Genomic DNA, 19,850 nt, shown 5'->3' on the forward strand with positions numbered 1-19,850 from the left:
CATTGGCTAATACGTTTATCAGTATTGGCGCTGCATCTTCCGCCATAGTTGCCGTGTCAGCATTTGCTATTGGAGCATCATTTACAGGTGTAATAGTGATAGTTAACGTTGCTGTACTGGCGCCGCCATTGCTATCACTAACATTATAAGTAACTGTTGCTAAGCCGTTGTCGTCGGCTGCCGGTATATATTGAATTTGATTGCCAACCACTGATACAGAGCCAATATTAGCTGATGCTGTGCTCATGGTAAGGCTGTCGCCATCCACGTCTGAGTCATTGGCTAATACGTTTATTAGTATTGGCGCTGCATCTTCATCTATTGTAGCTGAGTCTGCGTTTGCTATTGGAGCATCGTTTACGGGAATAATAGTAATTGTTAAGTTAGTAGTTGCAGTACCGCCGTTACCATCACTTATTGTGTAGTTAATAATTGCGGTTCCATTTGTATTCGGAGCAGGCGTATATTGGATTTTATTATCAACAACAGATGCAGAACCTCTATCTGCAGTAGCGGCTGTTATCACAAGAGTATCGCCGTCAATGTCGGAGTCGTTAGCTAATACGTTAACTAATAACGCAGGAGCATCTTCGTTCATCGTTGCTGAGTCAGCATTTGCAGTAGGGGCATCATTAACGGGTGTAACAGTAATCGTCACACTTGCTGTTCTGTCGTTTATACCTTCATTACCAGTGCTATAACCATCAGTAATGGTATAAGTTAGTACTATTTCACCTGAAAAATTTGCTGGTGGAGTAAACTGTATTTTTCCGGCGACAATAGTCGCTTCACCAGCAGTATTTTCTATATTAGAAATACTTATTGTATCGCCATCTGCATCAGTGTCGTTAGCTAGCACATCTAAAAAAGAGGCAGAGCTGTCTTCGTCTAACGTATATTGATCGTCATTGGCTTCTGGAAAAGTATTAACGCCGCTTTCACTTAAGGTTACTTGAGCTGTTGCAGTTAAACCTTGCTCATTTGAAATTGAATAGGTAAAGCTATCTACACCAATAAAACCTAAGTCTGGCTGATAGGTAAACGAGCCATCAGCATTTAATGTTAGTTCGCCATTTTGAGTTGTATTAATTGCCGTGGTATTAACCGATAAATCACCAGCCTCAATATTAAAGTCGTTAATTAACAAGCCATTTTGTACTGTTACTTCAAATAGTTTATTTTTGCTAAATTGATAGGCATCATTTTGTGCAACAGGGTTATCGGGTTCGCTGTTTATTACTAAAGTTACTGTGGCTGTAGAGGTTGCACCTAATGAGTCTATAGCTTGATATTGAAATTGATCAACACCATTAAAATTAGCATCCGGCACATAACTAAAGCTGCCATCAGTTGCTAATAATAGTTGGCCATGTGTGGGTGCCACCATAAACGTTTCATCAACTGAAAAACTGTCATTATTTGGGTCAGTATCGTTACTAAGCACACCATTGGCTGCTGTAACCACAAGTGTTTCATCTTCGCTTAAACTATAGCTATCATTGTTTGTTACAGGGGCTACGTTAGTGTTTGAACTTACAATGGTTACATTTGCAATAGCCTGAGCACCTTGTGCATCAACAACTCTGTACTGAAAACTGTCTTGGCCTTGCATATTTTGCTCGCCTTGGTATTCAAAGCCACCATTATCAAAAAGGGTTAATTGTCCTCTTGTTGGTTCGCTAACCGGCGTTGTATCAACAGTTAAGTCATCTAAGTCTATATCGCTATCGTTTATAAGTAAGCCTGGCGATAGGACAACTAAGGTTCCATTGTTTGTAACGCTGTAAGTATTATCAAGCGCAATAGGAGCGTCGTTAACAGCTAAAATGGTTATCTCTACAACTGCGGTGTCTGTCATACCTAGCTCGTTAGCAACTTGATAGCTAAAGGCATCTTCACCATTAAAGTTTGCAATAGGGATATAAGTAAAATCCCCATTTTCATTTATATTAAGAGTGCCATGCTGCGGTAGAATTAATGCATCTGCATTTACACGTAAATCGCCACTGTATTGATTCGTATCATTCGTTAGTACGTTACCTTGCAGAGTTTGATCTTCACTTATCTGAAACTGATCGGCATTTGCCTCTGGTGCAAATGCAAGCTCTCCACCCACTGGCGCTATGTTTATTATATTAGCAAAACCACTTTCACCACTGCCATCAACACCGGTAATAAGTACTTGGTAACTTTTATTAGTAAGTGACTCGGTAATGCTTAATGCAGTATCTTGAATACTTAAAAATTGTTGCCCATTCTCTAATTCATTAATATTAGTAGATGAGACTCCAGCTTGAGTTGCAATATAAACGTTGTAACGATTAAGTTCGGGGTTGGCTTGCCACGAAAGATTAATATTATCTTCGTCTCGTTGTGCTGTAACACCTTCAATTTGATATGGTTGCCAGTTAAAAGTGATTGCATCAGCAAGTGCTTGATTATTTAAAGTGTCAGTTATCCATATTTCAAGACGTATTTCCCCTGGAGTTACGCCATAAAGCGCAGGACTGAGGCCTATAATTGACTTTTCGTAGTCAACACCACAATCAGAAGAACAAAGTGATATGCTTTTATTAACGCTAGGGAGTACTAAATTAACTTCAGCAATGCCATCAGTATCCGAAGCTTCAAGTAAAAAAGAAACATTACCTTGTACGGTGTCGTTTGTTTGTGGAAAAACAATATTAGCGCGAGTATTAGCTAAACTTGCTCCAACAACTCCTCTACTTGAAGTGACAGCACCTAAAACTTTTGTACTCTTGGTTTGATTACTCGCTATAACACCAGCCAAATTTATATAGCTAGTCACCGTTGGCGGTATTACTTCAGCTGTAGGTGATTTTATAGCTTCTTGAGAAGGGCTTTCTTCTGAACCTCCACAAGCACTTAACAAAAACACCATAGAACCAAGCAAAAATATATTTTTTGCTGTCATTTTAAATACTCCATAATAAAAGCTTTGTATCCAATGTGTTTATGGTTCTAATTTAAAAGAACCGCTAGCATTTACATCAGGATTATTTATTTCGTTAAGATTAAAGTTGCCAGTAATGTTGTCTAGGTCATTCAAAAATATTGCATCAACATCGCCCTCGGCTTTATTGTTACCATGGGATGCAAATGTAACGGCCAGCTCAAGTTCGCTTAAATTTATTAAGCCGCTGTAGGCTGCATACCAATTTCCGCCGGCATCATTAAAACTAATTTCGCCATCAGGCACTGTGCCATTATCAAAATCAACGGCCATAGTCATAGCAAAGTCAGTAACAGCACCTACACTCGAATTTACATTAAAGCTTGATGCTTCATAGTTAAATACACCTTGGCGCTGAGCTATCTGATCAACTAAAGACGCGCTGCTAACTGTTTGAAATTGTTGTTCAGAATATACATCCATAGCATCTGCATCTGTTTCAAAGGCATTTACTTCAACTTCAGTTGCAGCTACTTGCTCAGTTTCTTCTTCGTTGTCATCTTTAGGATCGATCGTTACAATATTTTGATCAAACACACGTGCCGCACGCGTCGTTTTTAATACTTCACCAGTGGCTGTAATTTGCGCAAACGAAAATGCTTCGTTATCACCCAAAGAAACTACGCTACTATTTTCTAACGTTAAATCTATTGCGCCATCCCATACAGCTAAAAATACATTGCCTTCAACGAGCTGAACTTCAAAATGTGTTCCACGTATACCAATAGAGCCCACGGGAGTTTTTACACTATAAGAGCCGCCATTTTTTTTAATCACACCTGAAATAGAGCGCAAACCGCCTTTAAGTAACTCAATGGACGCGGAGCCTTGTTGGGTATTAGCATCAAATTCGTAGTTAGCAATATTTAGTTCTGAATTTTCTTTTAAAGCGATTAAACCACCATCCGACATCGAAAACTGCGCTTTACTTTTCTCTCCAGTCGTAATGCGATCTACACCAAAAACGGTATCTCTGCGCTGCAACTGTCGTTGTTGTTCAGAGCTTCCATCAACCGCAAGTACTGAGCCTCGCGCTAAAATAGTTTTACCAGCAGGATCATTTGCTTGCGTATAAAAACTTACACACAGTAAAGTGGTAATTACAGGGAGTAAATGTTTCATAAATACCTTAAATTAAAATGAGTAAGAAGCGCTTAAATTGATATCTAAACGGTCATATTCGAATAAAGAAATATTACTGGATTTATCTTGATAGTTTGCAGCCAACTGTATTGCTAAATCACGATTAACTAAATAGCGAACAGTAGTCGAAAGCATAAAGAGGTTATCGGCACGTTCTTGTAAAAATAAAGGGTGATCTTCTTTATAATTAATCCATTGGTATCCAGCAAGAGACAACAACTGCCAATGTTGAGCCAGCTGAGTGTTTGCTTGGTAGTACAAGCTAGTAATATTTCGGCTATTAAATTCGCCTTCAGTAATATCGGCTTTTTCGTTTTTGGCGTTAACGCTTAAACTTTGAAACCATTGATTAGTTGCATAGCTAGCACCTGCATTTAATGTATAAAACGAATTATCGAGCTTTTCATCAAACCTATTATTCAAAACACCAGCAGTCGCAGAGCTAAATAAATTAACTTGTTTATTTAGCGTAAAATTAGCTCCGGCCGTTAAAGCTGATTCAGTACGATAAAGTTCACCGTCAAGCATCAACGGAGTGGTAGCAACTCGTGCAAACCAACTTATGTCATTTTGTTTATATTGATAGGCGGCATTCATGTGCGCATTTAAACGATCGTATTGACTGAGTTCTTCAAACTTGTACCACCCGGTATCAATACTTAAAGTGATTAAGCTTTTTTGGTCAATAGGGTGAGAGTACTTTCCTCTGTAATTAAGTCGTGCATAGTTGTCTTGCGTACTTTTACTTTCTGGCGATAACAAAAACTCACCAATATTAGGAATTATAATCGTATTTTCTGCAGTACCTGCGTTTACGTTGCCATCTACGCCAAGGGCAAGCTCAATATTTTGCTTATAAGAACGCCTAGCTTCTTGTTTTTTAAGTGTGGTTGTATCAAGTAACGACTGTGCTGAAGATTTTATGTTATTAGGTGTATTAGGTGAGTTAATTAGTATTAAAGCTTGAGTATCGGCAGCAGGTAAATTATTAACTGTTAAATAAGCACGAACTAAGTACAAGCGAGCTTCATACCATCTAGGATTATTTTCAACCACGCGTTCAAAGGCAAATACAGCTGGCGCCGCATGCCCTGTTTTAAGTGCAGAGATCCCTAGTAAAAAATCGTATACGGGTTCACCCAGGTACTGGTATTCACTATTACTTTTTTGATAAGCCTGAGTATATTTTTTTTCAGAAACTAATTTTTGAAGTTCAATCAGTAGCTTATTATATTCATCATTGCTTTGAGCCAATGAGTTAAAGCTCATTACAGCTAAACAACTACACAGTAAATTTCTTAAAACCTGTTTAATCATGCTTAATTTTATATCCCAGTAGAAGTTTGATGTTTTGTATAAAAAGAGATGTATGTACTAGAAATTTAGCACTTTTTGTACTTAAGTACAGCCAATATAATCACATTGGTTAAATAAATGTTATTTAATTTAGGCTAAATACTTGTTTAATAAATTTTCTAATTAAACTTATTAAAACAGAAGAGGTTGCTGATAAACTGCTTTAGCTTAAAATAGTAATTAATTTGGGTAACAAAGGTTAGATATTCTGTATAGGATATAAAAAGATAATTTAGGGAGATTATTGAAATATAAATAAAGGGTATTACTAGGAGAAAAAGTGGGGCGATTGACGGGGCTTGAACCCGCGACAACCGGAATCACAATCCGGGGCTCTACCAACTGAGCTACAACCGCCACTACACACACCTTGTTTGGTGTGGCGCGCATAATACATAAAATAATAATTGTTGTGAAGCCCAAAAGTGAAATAAATTAAAATAATTTAAATCAGGCAAATATAATTAGTATTTAGTCGTTAATATTTTTTCAAAGTAGGCTATGTTTTATCGCATAAATGCCTCTAAAAAATAGAATATACTTGCATTTAATAGTATTAATTCATTATTTCATGAGAGTAAATTGTAAATTAATGTATAATAATGCCCGAAAACGCTTAATAAAAAACATTTGGAGTAAATATGGATTCAGTACTTAATTGGCTTAACGATAATTCAGGCCTAATTTTACACTACGGTATACAAGCTGTTGTTGCGCTTGTTATCTTTTTACTTGGTAGTCGTGTTGCTAAGTTTTGTTCTAACTTAACTGAAAAAGGTTTTGCTAAAAAGAAAGTAGATAAAGCTGTCGCTTCATTTGTTTCAAGTATTGTGTACACACTTGTATTTGCTGTAACTATTTTAATGGCACTTTCGCAAATTGGCATTGAAACAACTTCGTTCATTGCTATTTTAGGTGCTGCCGGTTTAGCTGTTGGTTTAGCATTACAAGGTTCATTATCTAACTTCGCATCAGGCGTACTAATTATTTTACTTCGTCCATTTAAGTCTGGTGACTTTGTTGAAGCAGGTAATAAAATGGGTACGGTTAAAAAAATCGAAATATTCTCAACTGAACTACGTACTCCAGATAACAAAGTAATTATCGTACCAAACTCTCAAATAATGTCTGGTGCTATTACTAACTTCTCACGAGAGTCTACTCGTCGTATCGATTTAGTTATTGGTGTTGGCTACGATGCTGATTTACGTCACGCAAAAGAAGTATTAAAATCTGTATTAGATGCAGAAACACGCATACTTAAAGATCCAGCTTACAATGTATCTGTAAATGAGTTAGGCGATTCAAGTGTTAACTTTATTGTTCGTCCTTGGGTTAACGCTGCTGATTATTGGCCTACTTACTGGTCATTAATGGAAAATATTAAAATCGCATTAGATGATGCAAATATTACTATCCCATTTCCACAAATGGATGTTCACTTTCACAAGCAAGACTAATTTTAAATAGTTATTTAATTAAAGTTATCTTTAATTGTTATAGTGCTAAAGAGCTATTAAACATAAAATTTTCATGCGGTATTTGCTGCATGAAAATTTTTTACATTATTACTTAGCTGTTTAGCTTGCTCTAACAAGTAATGCTTTAATAAAATAGATGTACATTTATACAAAGGTTATTTTTTAATGAAATTAAAGCTTTTATCAGTTTTAGTTGCGGCTTCTGCTGCAACAAACGCATTTGCTGCAGACGCAGAACAAAGAACATGGGAAGTTACCAGTGAATTAGGTGCTATTGTCACAAGTGGTAATACAGAAACGACCACACTTAAAGGTGGCATCAAAGTTCAGCACAATCTTGAACACTGGAACAACGAATACAAGCTAGACGGCATCTACAAAGAAGATGAAGTTGAAGATGCAAATGGTGACAAAAACAAGCAGCGCACTAACGAAAAGTATTCAATTTCTGCACAAGGTAATTACAAATTAAATGAAGATCATTCTCATTTATTCATTTATGGTTCACACGTTTCAGATTATTTTGGAGCGTATAGAAGTGAGTCAGTAATTTCTGCAGGTTACGGTTTACGTTTATTAAACGAAAAAACTATGTGGTTAAGTGCTGAAATTGGTCCTGGTTATAAATACTTTGAATACCCAGATGACAGCACTGAAGTTGATGACAACGGTAACTCTCTTGCTGGTGAATTTGAAGGCGAAGTAATTGCCTTAGGTAAGTTAGATTACAACTGGCAAATTTCTGAGAATGCACGTTTTACTCAATTAGTTGCTGTTGAGTACGGTGATACAAACACTAAAACTCGTTCTGAAACTGCATTACTTGCAAAAATAAACGGCTCGTTACAAATGAAAGTCGCTTTTAATGTCACTAACAACTCAGATGTTGCTGACGACAAAGAAAGCACTGACACTGAAACGTCATTCACGTTGGTTTACAGTTTTTAACCAATGTAGTTAAGTTAATTACACTAAAGTGACAAAAGGGACGAAAGTCCCTTTTTTATTTGCTTAAAATTAAGGTATTATAGCGGCCAATTTTGGTTGTAGACCTAGGGATATACCTACTCGTGAAAGTTTTTACACAATTTATTAGTGCTTTTATTCTACTTTGTAGTTTTAGTACTTTGGCTTTTACGCCAACAGCGTCTCAAATTGAGCAATTTAAAAAGTTACCTAAAGCTCAACAAGAAGCCCTCGCAAAACAATACGGTGTCGATGTATCAACGATCACTGGTACAAACCAATCTAATAATCAAAATAATACTCAGCAGCAAAATAGTATTGGTGAGCGCGCAGAACCCGAAAAAGAAAAGCTTACAGATGAAGAGCGCTTTAAACCAAAAACAGACGAATTAAAACCATACGGTTACGAATTGTTTGCAGGTGAACCAACTACATTTATGCCAAGCGAAAATGCTGCAGTACCAGATACATATATTGTGGGCCCTGGCGATCAATTAAAAATAAACTTTTATGGTAAAGAAAGTGACAGTTTTGAAGTTATAGTTGACCGTGAAGGACGTATTAGTATTCCAGATTTAAGCCCTGTAGAAGTGGCCGGTTTAACTTTTGCTGAAATTAAAGAATTAGTAAAAGTAAAAGTAGAGCAAGAGGTAATAGGTGTAAAAGCGTTTGTGTCGCTTGGTCAGCTTCGTAGCATGCGTATTTTAGTGCTAGGGGAAGCTTACAAGCCTGGTAGCTACAGTGTTTCTTCATTAACAACCGTTTCGCACGCATTATTCGTAAGCGGTGGCGTGTCTGACATTGCTTCTCTTCGTAATATTCAAGTTAAACGCGCAGGCAACGTAGTTGCAAACTTTGACCTTTACGACTTACTTATTAATGGCGATAGCAGCAACGACATCGTATTAAAACCGGGCGATGCAGTATTTATACCGTCAGTTGGCGCTCAAGTAACAGTTGAAGGTGCAGTTAAACGTCCCGCTATTTTTGAACTTAAAAAAGGCGAGTCTGCTAAGCAGTTATTAGCGATGGCCGGAGGCCTTAAACCCAATGCATACGCTAAAAGCGCAATTGTAGAGCGCTTTAATTTCGATCGTAAAGAAGTACTCTCGGTCGATTTTTCAAAACCACAAATTAACTATATCCCACAAGATGGCGACCGTATTCGTTTTAATTCGGTTAGCTCGCAATACCAAAATTCAGTTAGCTTAATTGGTGCAGTAGCACGCCCAGGTAATTATCAATGGCACCAAGGCAAGCGTATTTCAGATGTACTTAAATCTATACGCGGTGACCTACTACCGCAAGCCGATTTAAGCTACGGCCTCGTCATCCGCGAAATAAATGTAAACGGCGATATAGAAGCGCATCAGTTCGACGTTGCTCAAGCAATTATTAAAAATCCTGAAAACAACTTACAACTTAAAGCTAATGACAAGATAGTTGTATTTAGTCGTTTTGAAGAAAAAGAAGCAGAGCAATCAGCTCTAGCAAATATGGCCCTTAGCCAAGAGCAACAAGAGCAGCAACAAAAAGCAGAGCAATGGCACAAGTTTGAGCAAAAAGAGTTCGAAAAATATATTGGTGTTAATCAAGAAGACGAAGAGCTTGTTCTTGGAGACAATAAAATACTAACAATTGCTGGAATTTCTAAACGCAAAGCAAAAGAAGAAAACCAAGAACTCAAACCTGAAGATTACGCATTATTTAGCCGCCATAATTTATTAGCGCCAATTATTGCTAAATTTAAGCAACAAGCATCTGTAAGCCAAGCCATGCAACTTGTTGAAATTAGCGGGAACGTTACATTTCCAGGTATTTACCCATTAATGGTTGGTGGTGAGGTAAGTGATTTAATAACAGCAGCCGGTGGCCTGTTAGAGTCTGCCTACGTAAAACAAGCTGAAATTACACGTATTGTAGCCAGCGATGGTTCTAAAATAGAACACTTACGATTTGACCTTGAAAGCGCCATGAAAGGCGACCTTCAAAGTAATATTACATTACAAAGTAAAGACAGCATCAACGTTTTTGCAATTCCAAATTGGCAAGAAAATGTAAAAGTAGAATTAAAAGGTGAGCTTAAGTTTCCAGGCACATACACTATTCGCCGAGGTGAAACGCTTACTGATTTACTTAAACGTGCGGGCGGATTTTCTAATTTTGCAGAGCAAAAAGCAGCAATATTTACCCGCGTCTCTATTAAAGAGCAAGAGCAACAACAGCTAGCCCGTTTATCAACCGAGCTACGCCGTGATATAGCATCAAAAAGTTTTCAAAACTCAGTTAGCAGTAATTCACTCTCGTACGATGAAATGAATAAGCTACTAAATGACCTAGCAAGTGTTGAAGCGGTAGGGCGTCTAGTTATAGATTTACCTTTAATTGTAGATAACAAACAGAATTTAGTGCTTCAGGATGGCGATACACTTTACGTACCAAGTAAGCGTGATTCTATAAGTATTATTGGTGAAGTTAACTACTCTACATCGCATCTTTTTAAAGCTGGTGTAAGTGTTGATGATTACATTGATCTAAGCGGTGGTCTTAAAGAGCGTGCCAATGAAGATAGCATCTATATTATTAAAGCAAATGGCTCCGTAAAAATACCAAATACAGGTGGCTGGTTTGCTGCTAATAACTCAGAGCAGTTAGAGCCTGGAGATACAATTGTAATACCAATGGATACAAGCCATATGGATAAGCTGACGTTATGGAGTACTGCTACGCAGATTATGTACCAATTAGGTGTAGCGGTTGCTGCGATAAGTGGCATTTAACCCATTCAAATATTTTCGTAGTGTAAATACAAGTAACTTGCAAAAGTGTATTTATAATACTCAGGATTGGTAAATATTTTATATGAGCAAAAGTAATTTAAATTCCAGTAATGTACCTGTTACTGATGATGAAATCGACCTACGAGAGATATTTCGTGTAATTTGGGAAGGTAGGTGGCTAGTTATAACTTTAACAACTGTAGTTTCTGCTTTAGCAGTACTATACGCTTTAAATCAGCCTAACATATATAAAGCAGAGGCATTGCTAACGGCCTCTGAAAAAGAGCCAGTTAGCGGTCTAAGCTCACTTTCAGGTCAGTTTGGCAGCCTGGCTAGCTTAGCAGGAGTTAACTTAGGTGGTAATGGAGGCGGAAATAAAACGCAGTTAGCGCTCGAAATATTGAAGTCTCGCAAGTTTACTACTGACTTTATTAAAGCTCATAATATATTACCAGATCTAATGGCTGTAAAATCTTGGGATCGTCTCGATGATATAATTTATTATAATGAGGCTATTTATGACAAGAGCAAAAATAACTGGATTAGGGAGGTTGAAGCACCCTATAAGCCTGAGCCTTCTATGCAGGAGGCCTATAAAAAGTTTCGCGAACACCTAGTCGCATATATGGATAAAGAAAGTGGGATGATTACGATATCTATTGAGCACATGTCTCCCGTGGTTGCACAGCGTTGGGTTAATTGGTTAATAGAAGATATTAATAGCGTTATGAAATCGAGAGATGTTGAAGAGGCAATTAAAAGCACAGAGTTTTTAACAAGCCAACTAGAGCAAACTCAAATTACTGATATTAGGGCTGTACTATATAAGCTAATTGAAGAGCAAACTAAAACTATTATGTTTGCTAATGTAAGAGATGAGTATGTTTTTAAAACGATTGATCCCGCACTAGTGCCTGAACAGAAGTTTAAGCCTAAGAGGCCGCTTATATGTATATTCGGATTTCTTTTAGGGGGGATTTTAAGTGTTGTAACTGTTTTAACTCGATATTTTTTAAGAAAAGAGAGATAGCACCCAACTCTTTAAATTTAATTATAATAATAAATAGTGATTATAATTATTGTTAACCGAAGTCTCTAAGAGATTAATATATTCAACTTTTTAATTTAAGGTTTTCACATGAGTCAAATTATATCGCTAATCGGTAGAACAAAAGAATTATTCTCAACTGATATTTCAATGCATGAATTAAAACTAACTGAAGCAGTTAACAAGTCAAAATTTCTTGTTCTTGGTGGCGCAGGTTCTATTGGTCAAGCAGTTACAAAAGAAATCTTCAAACGTAACCCCAAAAAGCTTCATGTCGTTGATATAAGCGAAAATAATATGGTTGAGCTAGTTCGCGATGTTCGTAGTTCGTTTGGCTATATCGACGGCGACTTTCAAACCTTCGCACTTGATATTGGCTCAGTAGAATACGATGCGTTTATAAAAGCAGATGGGCAATATGATTATGTATTGAATTTATCTGCACTTAAGCATGTTCGTAGTGAAAAAGACCCATTTACTTTAATGCGTATGATTGACGTAAATGTTTTCAACACGGATAAAACAATTCAACAATCAATTGATTGTGGTGCAAAAAAATATTTTTGTGTATCTACTGATAAAGCAGCAAATCCAGTAAATATGATGGGAGCCTCAAAACGCATCATGGAAATGTTTTTAATGCGTAAAAGCGAAGAAATCGCTATTTCTACCGCTCGATTTGCCAACGTCGCTTTTTCTGATGGTTCATTATTACATGGCTTTAACCAACGCATACAAAAGCAGCAGCCAATAGTCGCTCCTAGCGATATAAAACGCTATTTTGTTACACCTCAAGAGTCTGGTGAACTATGTTTAATGTCATGTATTTTCGGTGAAAATAGAGACATTTTCTTTCCAAAACTAAGTGAAACTTTACACTTAATTACCTTTGCAGATATTGCTGTAAAATACCTTCAAGATCGTGGTTACGAACCTTTCTTATGTACAACTGAAGAAGAAGCACGTGAGCTAGTAAAAACGCTACCGGCTCAAGGTAAGTGGCCGTGTTTATTTACTGAAAGTGACACCACCGGCGAAAAAGACTTTGAAGAATTTTTTACCGACAATGAAACACTAGTTATGGAACGTTTTGAAAATTTAGGCATAATTAAAAATGACGCTATTTTCGAACAAACTTTGTTAGCCGAATTTGAAGAAGCAATTACTCAAATGAAAACTAATAAATCTTGGGCAAAAGACGAAATTGTGTCGCTTTTCTTTAAAATGCTACCTGACTTTGGGCATAAAGAAACGGGCAAATACCTTGATGGTAAAATGTAATTAGGCAAATATATTATGACTAAACAGCTTGTTTCATTTGTGAAAGATCTCTACCAAACTAACGAGTTCATTCCTTTACACGCACCAACGTTTTCAGGGAACGAACAACAATATGTATCTGAAACAATAAGCAGTACATTTGTATCTAGTGTTGGTAAATTTGTAGATGACTTTGAAGCCCACATTGAAAATTACACCGGAACCGCAAAAGCAGTTGCTACTGTAAATGGCACCGCAGCGTTGCATACAGCTCTGTATATGGTGGGAGTTAAAAATAACGATATCGTTATAACTCAAGCCCTTACTTTTGTAGCAACTTGTAATGCATTGCATCATATGGGAGCAGAGCCAGCATTTGTTGACGTATCACCCGTCAGCTTGGGGTTATGCCCTAAAGCTTTGTCTGCTTTTTTAGAGCAACATGCAGTATTAACCGAATCGGGCCCCGTGCATAAAACCACAAAGCAGCGCTTTCAGGCAGTGGTTCCAATGCATACATTTGGTCACCCTGTTGAGCTTGATGAGCTAATTAGTGTGTGTAACGAATGGCAAATCGCTTTAGTAGAGGATGCAGCCGAGAGTCTTGGATCTTTTTACAAAGGTAAGCATACCGGTACCTTAGGTGATTTTGGTGCAATTAGTTTTAATGGTAATAAAATAATTACCACCGGTGGTGGCGGTATGGTTTTATGCAAAACCTTAGCGTCGGGGCAGCACACCAAACACATAACTACCACAGCTAAAGTGCCTCATCCGTATGAATTTTTTCATGATGAAGCTGGCTTTAATTATCGCATGCCTAACTTAAACGCTGCACTTGGTTGCGCGCAAATGGAAAGCTTAGCCGCATTTATCGACAATAAACGCTATCTCGCGAATTTATATATAGACTTTTTTAATGGGTCTGATTTTAAATTTGTCACTGAGCCTAATTATGCAAAATCAAATTATTGGTTAAACGCCATTATTTGTCCAAATCAAAGTGAACGAGAAAAACTATTAAAACAGACAAATGCTGATGGTGTAATGACTCGACCAGTATGGCAATTAATGCATCGTTTACCTATGTTCGAAAAGGTAATGAGAGGCGATCTAAGCCATTCAGAGTTTATTGAGGCTCACTTAGTTAATATACCAAGCTCTCCAGTTAATAGTTTAGGCAAATTGTAATGACAAAAAAAATAGCTGTATTTACAGGTACTCGAGCAGAGTATGGGCTGCTGTATTGGCTAATAAAAGATATTCAAAATGATCCAGAGCTTACATTACAGCTATTAGTTTCAGGCATGCATTTATCATCTGAATTTGGTGAAACTTATAAACAAATAGAGCAAGATGGTTTTACCATAGATGAAAAAATAGAAATTTTACTCTCATCAGATACGGCCGTCGGTACCGCTAAAAGTATGGGGCTGGGTGTACTTGGATTTACAGATGCATTAAGTCGATTAAAGCCCGATGCATTGGTTATTTTAGGGGACCGCTTTGAAGCACTTGCAGCCGCTCAAACTGCGATGATAATGCGCATCCCTATTTTGCACCTACATGGTGGAGAAATCACCGAAGGTGCTTATGATGACGCTATTCGTCATGCCATTACTAAGCTGAGCTATTTACACGGAACCTCTACCGAGGGGTATCGGCAACGTGTTATACAGCTAGGTGAAGTACCTGAACGAGTTAAAAACATTGGCGCAATTGGCCTTGACCATTTAGCACGTAGTGAGTTTATGAGCGTAAATGAAATTGGCAACTCATTAAGTTTTAATTTGAAACAGCCTTACTTTCTTGTTACCTATCATCCGGTAACGCTAGGTGAAGAGCCTCCAGAGCAAAGCTTTATAGCATTACTAGATGCGTTAGATGAGTTTCAAGATCATCAAATTATTTTAACCTATCCAAATGCCGATGATGGTGGGCGCCGTATCATACCAATACTTGAAAACTATGCTAAACAACATCCTAATAGAATTTGTGCAATACCTTCGTTGGGGCAAAAGCGCTACCTAAGCACGGTAAAAAACGCCGCTGTTGTTATTGGCAACTCATCAAGTGGGATCATTGAAGTACCAGCATTTAATGTGCCTACAGTTAATATAGGCGTAAGGCAAAAAGGCCGTTTAGCTGCTAAAAGTGTACTTAATTGCATAGCAACAAAAGCCGCTATTTCTGCAGCAATAACGACTGCTGTTACTGGTACTTATAAAACTCCAGGCGAAACAATTATTAATCCATATGGCGCCGGCAATGCAAGTGCTCAAGCAATTCAAATGCTCAAATCTTTAGAGTTTGAGCCGAGCAAATCTTTTTACGATTTAAAGTGAGAACCTCCATGACATTAATTATAGCTGAAGCTGGTGTTAACCATAATGGCAGTGACGACATAGCGTTTTCTCTTGTTGATGCTGCGCATCAAGCAGGAGCCAATATAGTTAAATTCCAAACATTTAAAGCTAAAAATTTAGTCACTGAAGATGCACAACAAGCAGAGTATCAAGTCACTAATAGTGGTCAAAAAGAGTCTCAGTACTCAATGCTAAAGCGATTAGAGTTGAGCTACGAAACGCACCATAAGCTAGTGAAATATTGTAATGAGTTAGGTATTGAGTTTTTATCTACCGCATTTGACTCAGAAAGCCTTTCATTTTTAGTTGATGATTTAGGAATAACGCGCCTAAAACTACCATCGGGTGAAATTACTAACGCGCCATTAGTACTAGAACACGCAAGAACAGGTTGTGATCTAATCGTATCAACAGGTATGGCAACGCTTTCTGAAATAGAGCAGGTATTATCAGTAATTGCTTTTGGTTATTTAAACCCAGAAGGCAATCCAACAGAAGAAGCATTACAAACAGCGTATTTTTCAGAGCAAGGTAAGCAATTATTAAAAGAAAAAGTAACACTTTTACACTGTACTACCGAATACCCAGCACCATTTAATGATATAAATTTAAATGCCATGGACACCATGAAAGATGCCTTTAAGCTAGAAGTAGGTTACTCAGATCATAGTGCAGGAATTGTAGTACCTATTGCCGCTGTCGCTAAAGGGGCTGTTTTAATTGAAAAGCATTTTACAGTCGATAAAGCACTGCCAGGCCCAGATCACAAAGCCTCTCTTGATCCTATCGAATTAAAAGAGATGGTTGATGGTATTCGCATTGTAGAACAAATATTAGGTGATGGCATTAAAGGGCCACGACCTTCAGAAGTTAAAAATAAAGCTGTTGCGCGTAAAAGTTTAGTTGCGGCTCAAGCGATTAAAAAAGGAGATGTATTAACAGCTGAAAATATGTCAGTGAAGCGCCCTGGTGGTGGAATAGAACCAATCAATTATTGGAATTTACTAAATTCCCCAGTAACTAAAGATTACTCAATAGGGCAGTTGCTTGATGAAAAATAAGCCACTTATTATAATTGGCGGTGGGGGACATGCAGCGGTATTAGCAGAGATCCTCCTTAAGCAAAATAAAAAAATAGTGAGTGTAGTTGCACCTGAGTTAATAGCGGCCGGTAATCTCTTTGATAATATAGAATTACTTCACAACGATGATGATATTCTTAAATTTAACCCTCAAGAAGTTTTGTTAGTTAACGGTATAGGCTCGATGCCTTCCAAATCTGTAAGAGAGGCGATTTATAATCGCTTTAAAAAACTAGGCTATGAGTTTGCCACGGTCATTGCTGATTCAGCCATCGTATCAGACTATTCCGTAATAGGTTGCGGTGTTCAAGTAATGAATAATTGCGTAGTTAATATCGGCACTGTAGTTGGAGAAAACACGATTATAAATACCTCGTCATCAATAGACCATGATTGCAGTATTGGTGCAAATTGTCATTTAGCACCAGGATCTACATTAAGTGGCCAGGTTGTAATAGAAAATAATGTTCACATAGCTACGGGTAGTAATTTAATTAATGATATTACTATAGGCCGAAATAGTATAATTGGTGTTGGCGCAAATATAACAAAATCAATTCCAGCGAACTCAGTTGTTTATGGTGCGCGCGCAATAGTTAAAGGATTAGAAAGTAATGACAGTTAATTGGCAAAAAGTAGTAATTGAACCTTCAGTTTCAATCAAAGAAGCGTTACAAGTGATCGATAGAGAAGCGCTTAGAGTCGCGCTTGTTGTTGATAACAACAAGCTGGTAGGCATGATAACGGATGGTGATGTACGAAGAGGTATACTCAAAGGTATTGAGTTAACAGCACCAGTAAGTACGATTATGAACATAAGCCCAGTCAGTGCTAGCGCCTCGTTAAGCAGTAATGAGCTTAAGCTATTAATGCAATCTCGTAAAATATTATCTCTGCCGATAGTTAATAACAATAATGAGTTAGTTGGTTTAAAAACACTTCATGAAACGCTAATAATAGAGAAGCGTGAAAACCCAGTTTTTATAATGGCAGGTGGGTTTGGAACCCGATTACGTCCACTCACTGATAATTGCCCAAAGCCAATGCTACGGGTGGGCGACAAGCCAATGCTTGAAACATTAATTAATAATTTTAAAAATCATGGCTTTTACAAGTTTTATATTTCTACACACTACTTGCCAGAGGTAATCATGGATTACTTTGACAACGGCAATAATTTTGACGTTGAAATTACATATGTGCATGAAGAAACGCCACTTGGCACTGGGGGCGCGCTCTCACTACTGCCAGATGATTTACCGAAAGAACCATTAATTATGATTAATGGCGATATTTTAACGAATGTTGATTTTTCTAAAGTACTAGACTTTCATGTTAAAAAGGCTAGCGATGCCACAATGTGTGTCCGTGACTATGAGGTTAAAATTCCCTTTGGAGTAATTGAAGGTGAAGGGCATCAAATTACAGGCATGGTAGAAAAGCCAACATACCGTTACTTTGTTAATGCTGGTATTTATGTGATTTCGCACAATATTATTAATTCACTTCCAAAGAGGCAGCACTTAGATATGCCAAGTTTATTTGAACAAAAACAAGCAGAAGGGCTTAAAACATTGAAGTTCCCTATTCATGAGTATTGGTTAGATGTAGGGCGTCATGATGATTTTCAAAAAGCACAGTTAGATATCAATACCTTAGGAATTAATAATGATTAATGGTAAAAAAGTTTTGGCAGTAATTCCAGCCCGAGGAGGAAGTAAAAGGCTACCAAGAAAAAATATATTAAAATTAGCTGGAAAACCTTTAATTGCTTGGAGTATAGAGGCAGGGCTAAATAGTAAATATGTTGATGAAGTTATTGTTACTAGTGACGACAGTGAAATATTAAATATATCTAAAAATCATGGTGCAGATACCATCAAGAGGCCAGAGGTACTTGCTTCTGATATTGCTACTACTTTCGATGCAGTAAAGCACGTTATTGATAACACACAAGCGTATGACTATGTAGTTTTATTACAAGCCACAAGCCCTCTTAGAAGTCGCATACATTTAGATAGTGCAATAGAGTTATTAGTTGAAAAACAAGCTGATTCTATAGTAAGTGTATGCGAGATGGATCATTCACCCTTATGGTCGAATACCTTGAATAGTGAGCTATCGATGGATAATTTTTTGAATGACGAAGTGCTTAATAAGCGCAGTCAAGATCTAGAAAAGTACTATAGATTAAACGGTGCAATCTTTATTTGTAAGGTAGAAAAACTATTAGCTGCAGGTAGCTTTATGTTAAAAGCTAATACTTTTGCGTATTTAATGGATAGAGAAAACTCCATTGATATCGATGAAAAAATTGACTTTAAAATTGCAGAGTTTTATTTAAAACAATGAGAATATTAACCTATAAAATAAGTATAAACTATGAGTGAAAAATTCAATATTTTTTTTGTGGAAAGTCCCCTACAACTAATATCTGCAACTCAGGTTCGTGACTTATTAAAAATAAAAAAAACAATTATCTTCATTAATATACACGAAAAAAACAATAATAATCATAAGCAAATAATGAGTGAGTTAGATTCTAAATGGGCTAAAGTGCACATTTTTTACAATACCAACCTTTATTTAGGATATTTTTTATATTTTTCTTTTTTATTTAAATTGTTTTTTAAGTATCGGAATAGAGTAGAGCGTTTGTTCTATGGTGAATATAGAAACCCTGATTATGCTATTTATGAAGCTTGTATAGCTCCAAGAGAGTCGATCTTATTGGATGATGGAGCGGTTACGATAGCTATGCAGAAAAAATTTATAAAGCAAAATAAAAGTGTATTTGAAATAAAAGGCTTAAAAAAGAAACTTTTTAAAAAATTATTACTTAAACCAAGAAAGCCCAATTTATTTACCTTTTTTGACTTAAGTATGTTTATGCTTCCGGGGCAAACTAATTACTATAACTATAAAAGCAAGAAGGAAAATCATAAAATATCAGTAGATAATAGTCATTATTTCATAGGTGGAAAGTTGTCTGAAGCAGGTTATATGAAAGAAAATGATGAGTTGTATGTGTTAAGCACCATTTTTAAACACTACTACATTGATGATTTTTATTATATACCTCATAGAGAAGAGTCTGAAAAGAAACTCAATAAAATTAAAAAAATTGGATTTAAAATTAAAAACTTAAATCAACCTATAGAAAACTACTACCTGTCAACCAATATTATGCCTGTAAAAGTGCTTTCTTATTATTCGACGGCGCTTTACACGTGCTATTTAAATTTTAATTCGCAGGTTGATTTAGTCGCCGTAGATGTTCGCGAATATTTAACATCAAAAGTATCGCTAGAAAATGTAAATATTGTTTACGATTATTATGCAGATATTGGTATGGAAATAAAAAAAATTAGCTTTCAGATATAAATAGAAGTAT

The 19,850-nt window shown here is 36.8% G+C and carries 15 protein-coding genes and 1 tRNA gene; 12 read left to right on the forward strand and 4 right to left on the reverse strand.

Features of this window, described 5'->3' with window-relative positions; all coding sequences use genetic code 11:
- From H4J63_RS07005 to H4J63_RS07020, 4 genes are all read right to left on the reverse strand, one after another.
- A partial coding sequence (locus tag H4J63_RS07005) for an Ig-like domain-containing protein (protein WP_182195588.1) occupies positions 1-2,935 on the reverse strand: 2,935 nt, incomplete at its 3' end.
- 39 nt (positions 2,936-2,974) lie between these two features.
- On the reverse strand, positions 2,975-4,096 hold the full coding sequence (locus H4J63_RS07010) for a FecR domain-containing protein (RefSeq protein ID WP_182195591.1): 1,122 nt from the start codon (positions 4,094-4,096) through the stop codon (positions 2,975-2,977).
- Positions 4,097-4,108: 12 nt separating this feature from the next.
- Positions 4,109-5,434, reverse strand: coding sequence for a hypothetical protein (locus tag H4J63_RS07015; RefSeq protein ID WP_182195594.1), 1,326 nt, complete (start codon positions 5,432-5,434; stop codon positions 4,109-4,111).
- Between the two features lie 320 nt (positions 5,435-5,754).
- A tRNA-His gene (locus H4J63_RS07020) sits at positions 5,755-5,830 on the reverse strand.
- A 284-nt stretch (positions 5,831-6,114) separates the two neighbouring features.
- On the opposite strand from H4J63_RS07020, the gene H4J63_RS07025 reads away from it, so the two are divergent.
- From H4J63_RS07025 to H4J63_RS07080, 12 genes are all read left to right on the forward strand, one after another.
- Positions 6,115-6,933, forward strand: a complete 819-nt coding sequence (locus tag H4J63_RS07025) for a mechanosensitive ion channel family protein (protein ID WP_182195597.1) — start codon at positions 6,115-6,117, stop codon at positions 6,931-6,933.
- A gap of 186 nt (positions 6,934-7,119) precedes the next feature.
- Complete coding sequence (locus H4J63_RS07030; protein ID WP_024596589.1) at positions 7,120-7,902, forward strand: YdiY family protein; 783 nt, start codon at positions 7,120-7,122, stop codon at positions 7,900-7,902.
- A gap of 122 nt (positions 7,903-8,024) precedes the next feature.
- Positions 8,025-10,700 carry an SLBB domain-containing protein gene (locus H4J63_RS07035; protein WP_182195600.1) on the forward strand — a complete coding sequence of 892 codons (2,676 nt, stop codon included), beginning with the start codon at positions 8,025-8,027 and terminating at the stop codon, positions 10,698-10,700.
- An 82-nt stretch (positions 10,701-10,782) separates the two neighbouring features.
- A complete protein-coding gene (locus H4J63_RS07040) occupies positions 10,783-11,730 on the forward strand; it encodes a Wzz/FepE/Etk N-terminal domain-containing protein (RefSeq protein ID WP_182195603.1) in 948 nt (315 codons plus the stop codon).
- Between the two features lie 108 nt (positions 11,731-11,838).
- Positions 11,839-13,029 (forward strand): UDP-N-acetylglucosamine 4,6-dehydratase, encoded by a 1,191-nt coding sequence (locus tag H4J63_RS07045; RefSeq protein ID WP_182195605.1) that lies wholly within the window; start codon positions 11,839-11,841, stop codon positions 13,027-13,029.
- Between the two features lie 15 nt (positions 13,030-13,044).
- Complete coding sequence (locus H4J63_RS07050) at positions 13,045-14,199, forward strand: LegC family aminotransferase (protein WP_182195608.1); 1,155 nt, start codon at positions 13,045-13,047, stop codon at positions 14,197-14,199.
- Positions 14,199-15,353, forward strand: coding sequence for a UDP-N-acetylglucosamine 2-epimerase (neuC, locus tag H4J63_RS07055; protein ID WP_182195610.1), 1,155 nt, complete (start codon positions 14,199-14,201; stop codon positions 15,351-15,353). The genes H4J63_RS07050 and neuC overlap by 1 nt, the downstream gene beginning before the upstream one ends.
- Positions 15,354-15,361: 8 nt before the next feature.
- Complete coding sequence (neuB, locus tag H4J63_RS07060; RefSeq protein WP_182195613.1) at positions 15,362-16,435, forward strand: N-acetylneuraminate synthase; 1,074 nt, start codon at positions 15,362-15,364, stop codon at positions 16,433-16,435.
- Positions 16,425-17,081, forward strand: coding sequence for an acetyltransferase (locus tag H4J63_RS07065; protein WP_182195616.1), 657 nt, complete (start codon positions 16,425-16,427; stop codon positions 17,079-17,081). The genes neuB and H4J63_RS07065 overlap by 11 nt, the downstream gene beginning before the upstream one ends.
- Complete coding sequence (locus H4J63_RS07070) at positions 17,071-18,132, forward strand: nucleotidyltransferase family protein (protein ID WP_182195619.1); 1,062 nt, start codon at positions 17,071-17,073, stop codon at positions 18,130-18,132. Before H4J63_RS07065 ends, H4J63_RS07070 begins: the two co-directional genes overlap by 11 nt.
- Positions 18,125-18,808, forward strand: coding sequence for a cytidylyltransferase domain-containing protein (locus H4J63_RS07075; protein ID WP_182195622.1), 684 nt, complete (start codon positions 18,125-18,127; stop codon positions 18,806-18,808). Before H4J63_RS07070 ends, H4J63_RS07075 begins: the two co-directional genes overlap by 8 nt.
- A 30-nt stretch (positions 18,809-18,838) precedes the next feature.
- A complete protein-coding gene (locus tag H4J63_RS07080; RefSeq protein WP_182195623.1) occupies positions 18,839-19,840 on the forward strand; it encodes a hypothetical protein in 1,002 nt (333 codons plus the stop codon).
- Positions 19,841-19,850: the final 10 nt, after the last annotated feature.

It is taken from the genome of Pseudoalteromonas sp. 5Ae-yellow (assembly GCF_014077565.1).
GTDB lineage: Bacteria > Pseudomonadota > Gammaproteobacteria > Enterobacterales > Alteromonadaceae > Pseudoalteromonas.

Coding starts and splice junctions, on each gene's coding strand:
- neuB (WP_182195613.1), top strand. CDS start 15,362: ATGACATTAATTATAGCTGAAGCTGGTGTTAACCATAATGGCAGTGAC.
- H4J63_RS07065 (WP_182195616.1), top strand. CDS start 16,425: ATGAAAAATAAGCCACTTATTATAATTGGCGGTGGGGGACATGCAGCG.
- H4J63_RS07025 (WP_182195597.1), top strand. CDS start 6,115: ATGGATTCAGTACTTAATTGGCTTAACGATAATTCAGGCCTAATTTTA.
- H4J63_RS07050 (WP_182195608.1), top strand. CDS start 13,045: ATGACTAAACAGCTTGTTTCATTTGTGAAAGATCTCTACCAAACTAAC.
- H4J63_RS07015 (WP_182195594.1), bottom strand. CDS start 5,434: ATGATTAAACAGGTTTTAAGAAATTTACTGTGTAGTTGTTTAGCTGTA.
- H4J63_RS07075 (WP_182195622.1), top strand. CDS start 18,125: ATGATTAATGGTAAAAAAGTTTTGGCAGTAATTCCAGCCCGAGGAGGA.
- H4J63_RS07045 (WP_182195605.1), top strand. CDS start 11,839: ATGAGTCAAATTATATCGCTAATCGGTAGAACAAAAGAATTATTCTCA.
- neuC (WP_182195610.1), top strand. CDS start 14,199: ATGACAAAAAAAATAGCTGTATTTACAGGTACTCGAGCAGAGTATGGG.
- H4J63_RS07070 (WP_182195619.1), top strand. CDS start 17,071: ATGACAGTTAATTGGCAAAAAGTAGTAATTGAACCTTCAGTTTCAATC.
- H4J63_RS07010 (WP_182195591.1), bottom strand. CDS start 4,096: ATGAAACATTTACTCCCTGTAATTACCACTTTACTGTGTGTAAGTTTT.
- H4J63_RS07040 (WP_182195603.1), top strand. CDS start 10,783: ATGAGCAAAAGTAATTTAAATTCCAGTAATGTACCTGTTACTGATGAT.
- H4J63_RS07030 (WP_024596589.1), top strand. CDS start 7,120: ATGAAATTAAAGCTTTTATCAGTTTTAGTTGCGGCTTCTGCTGCAACA.
- H4J63_RS07080 (WP_182195623.1), top strand. CDS start 18,839: ATGAGTGAAAAATTCAATATTTTTTTTGTGGAAAGTCCCCTACAACTA.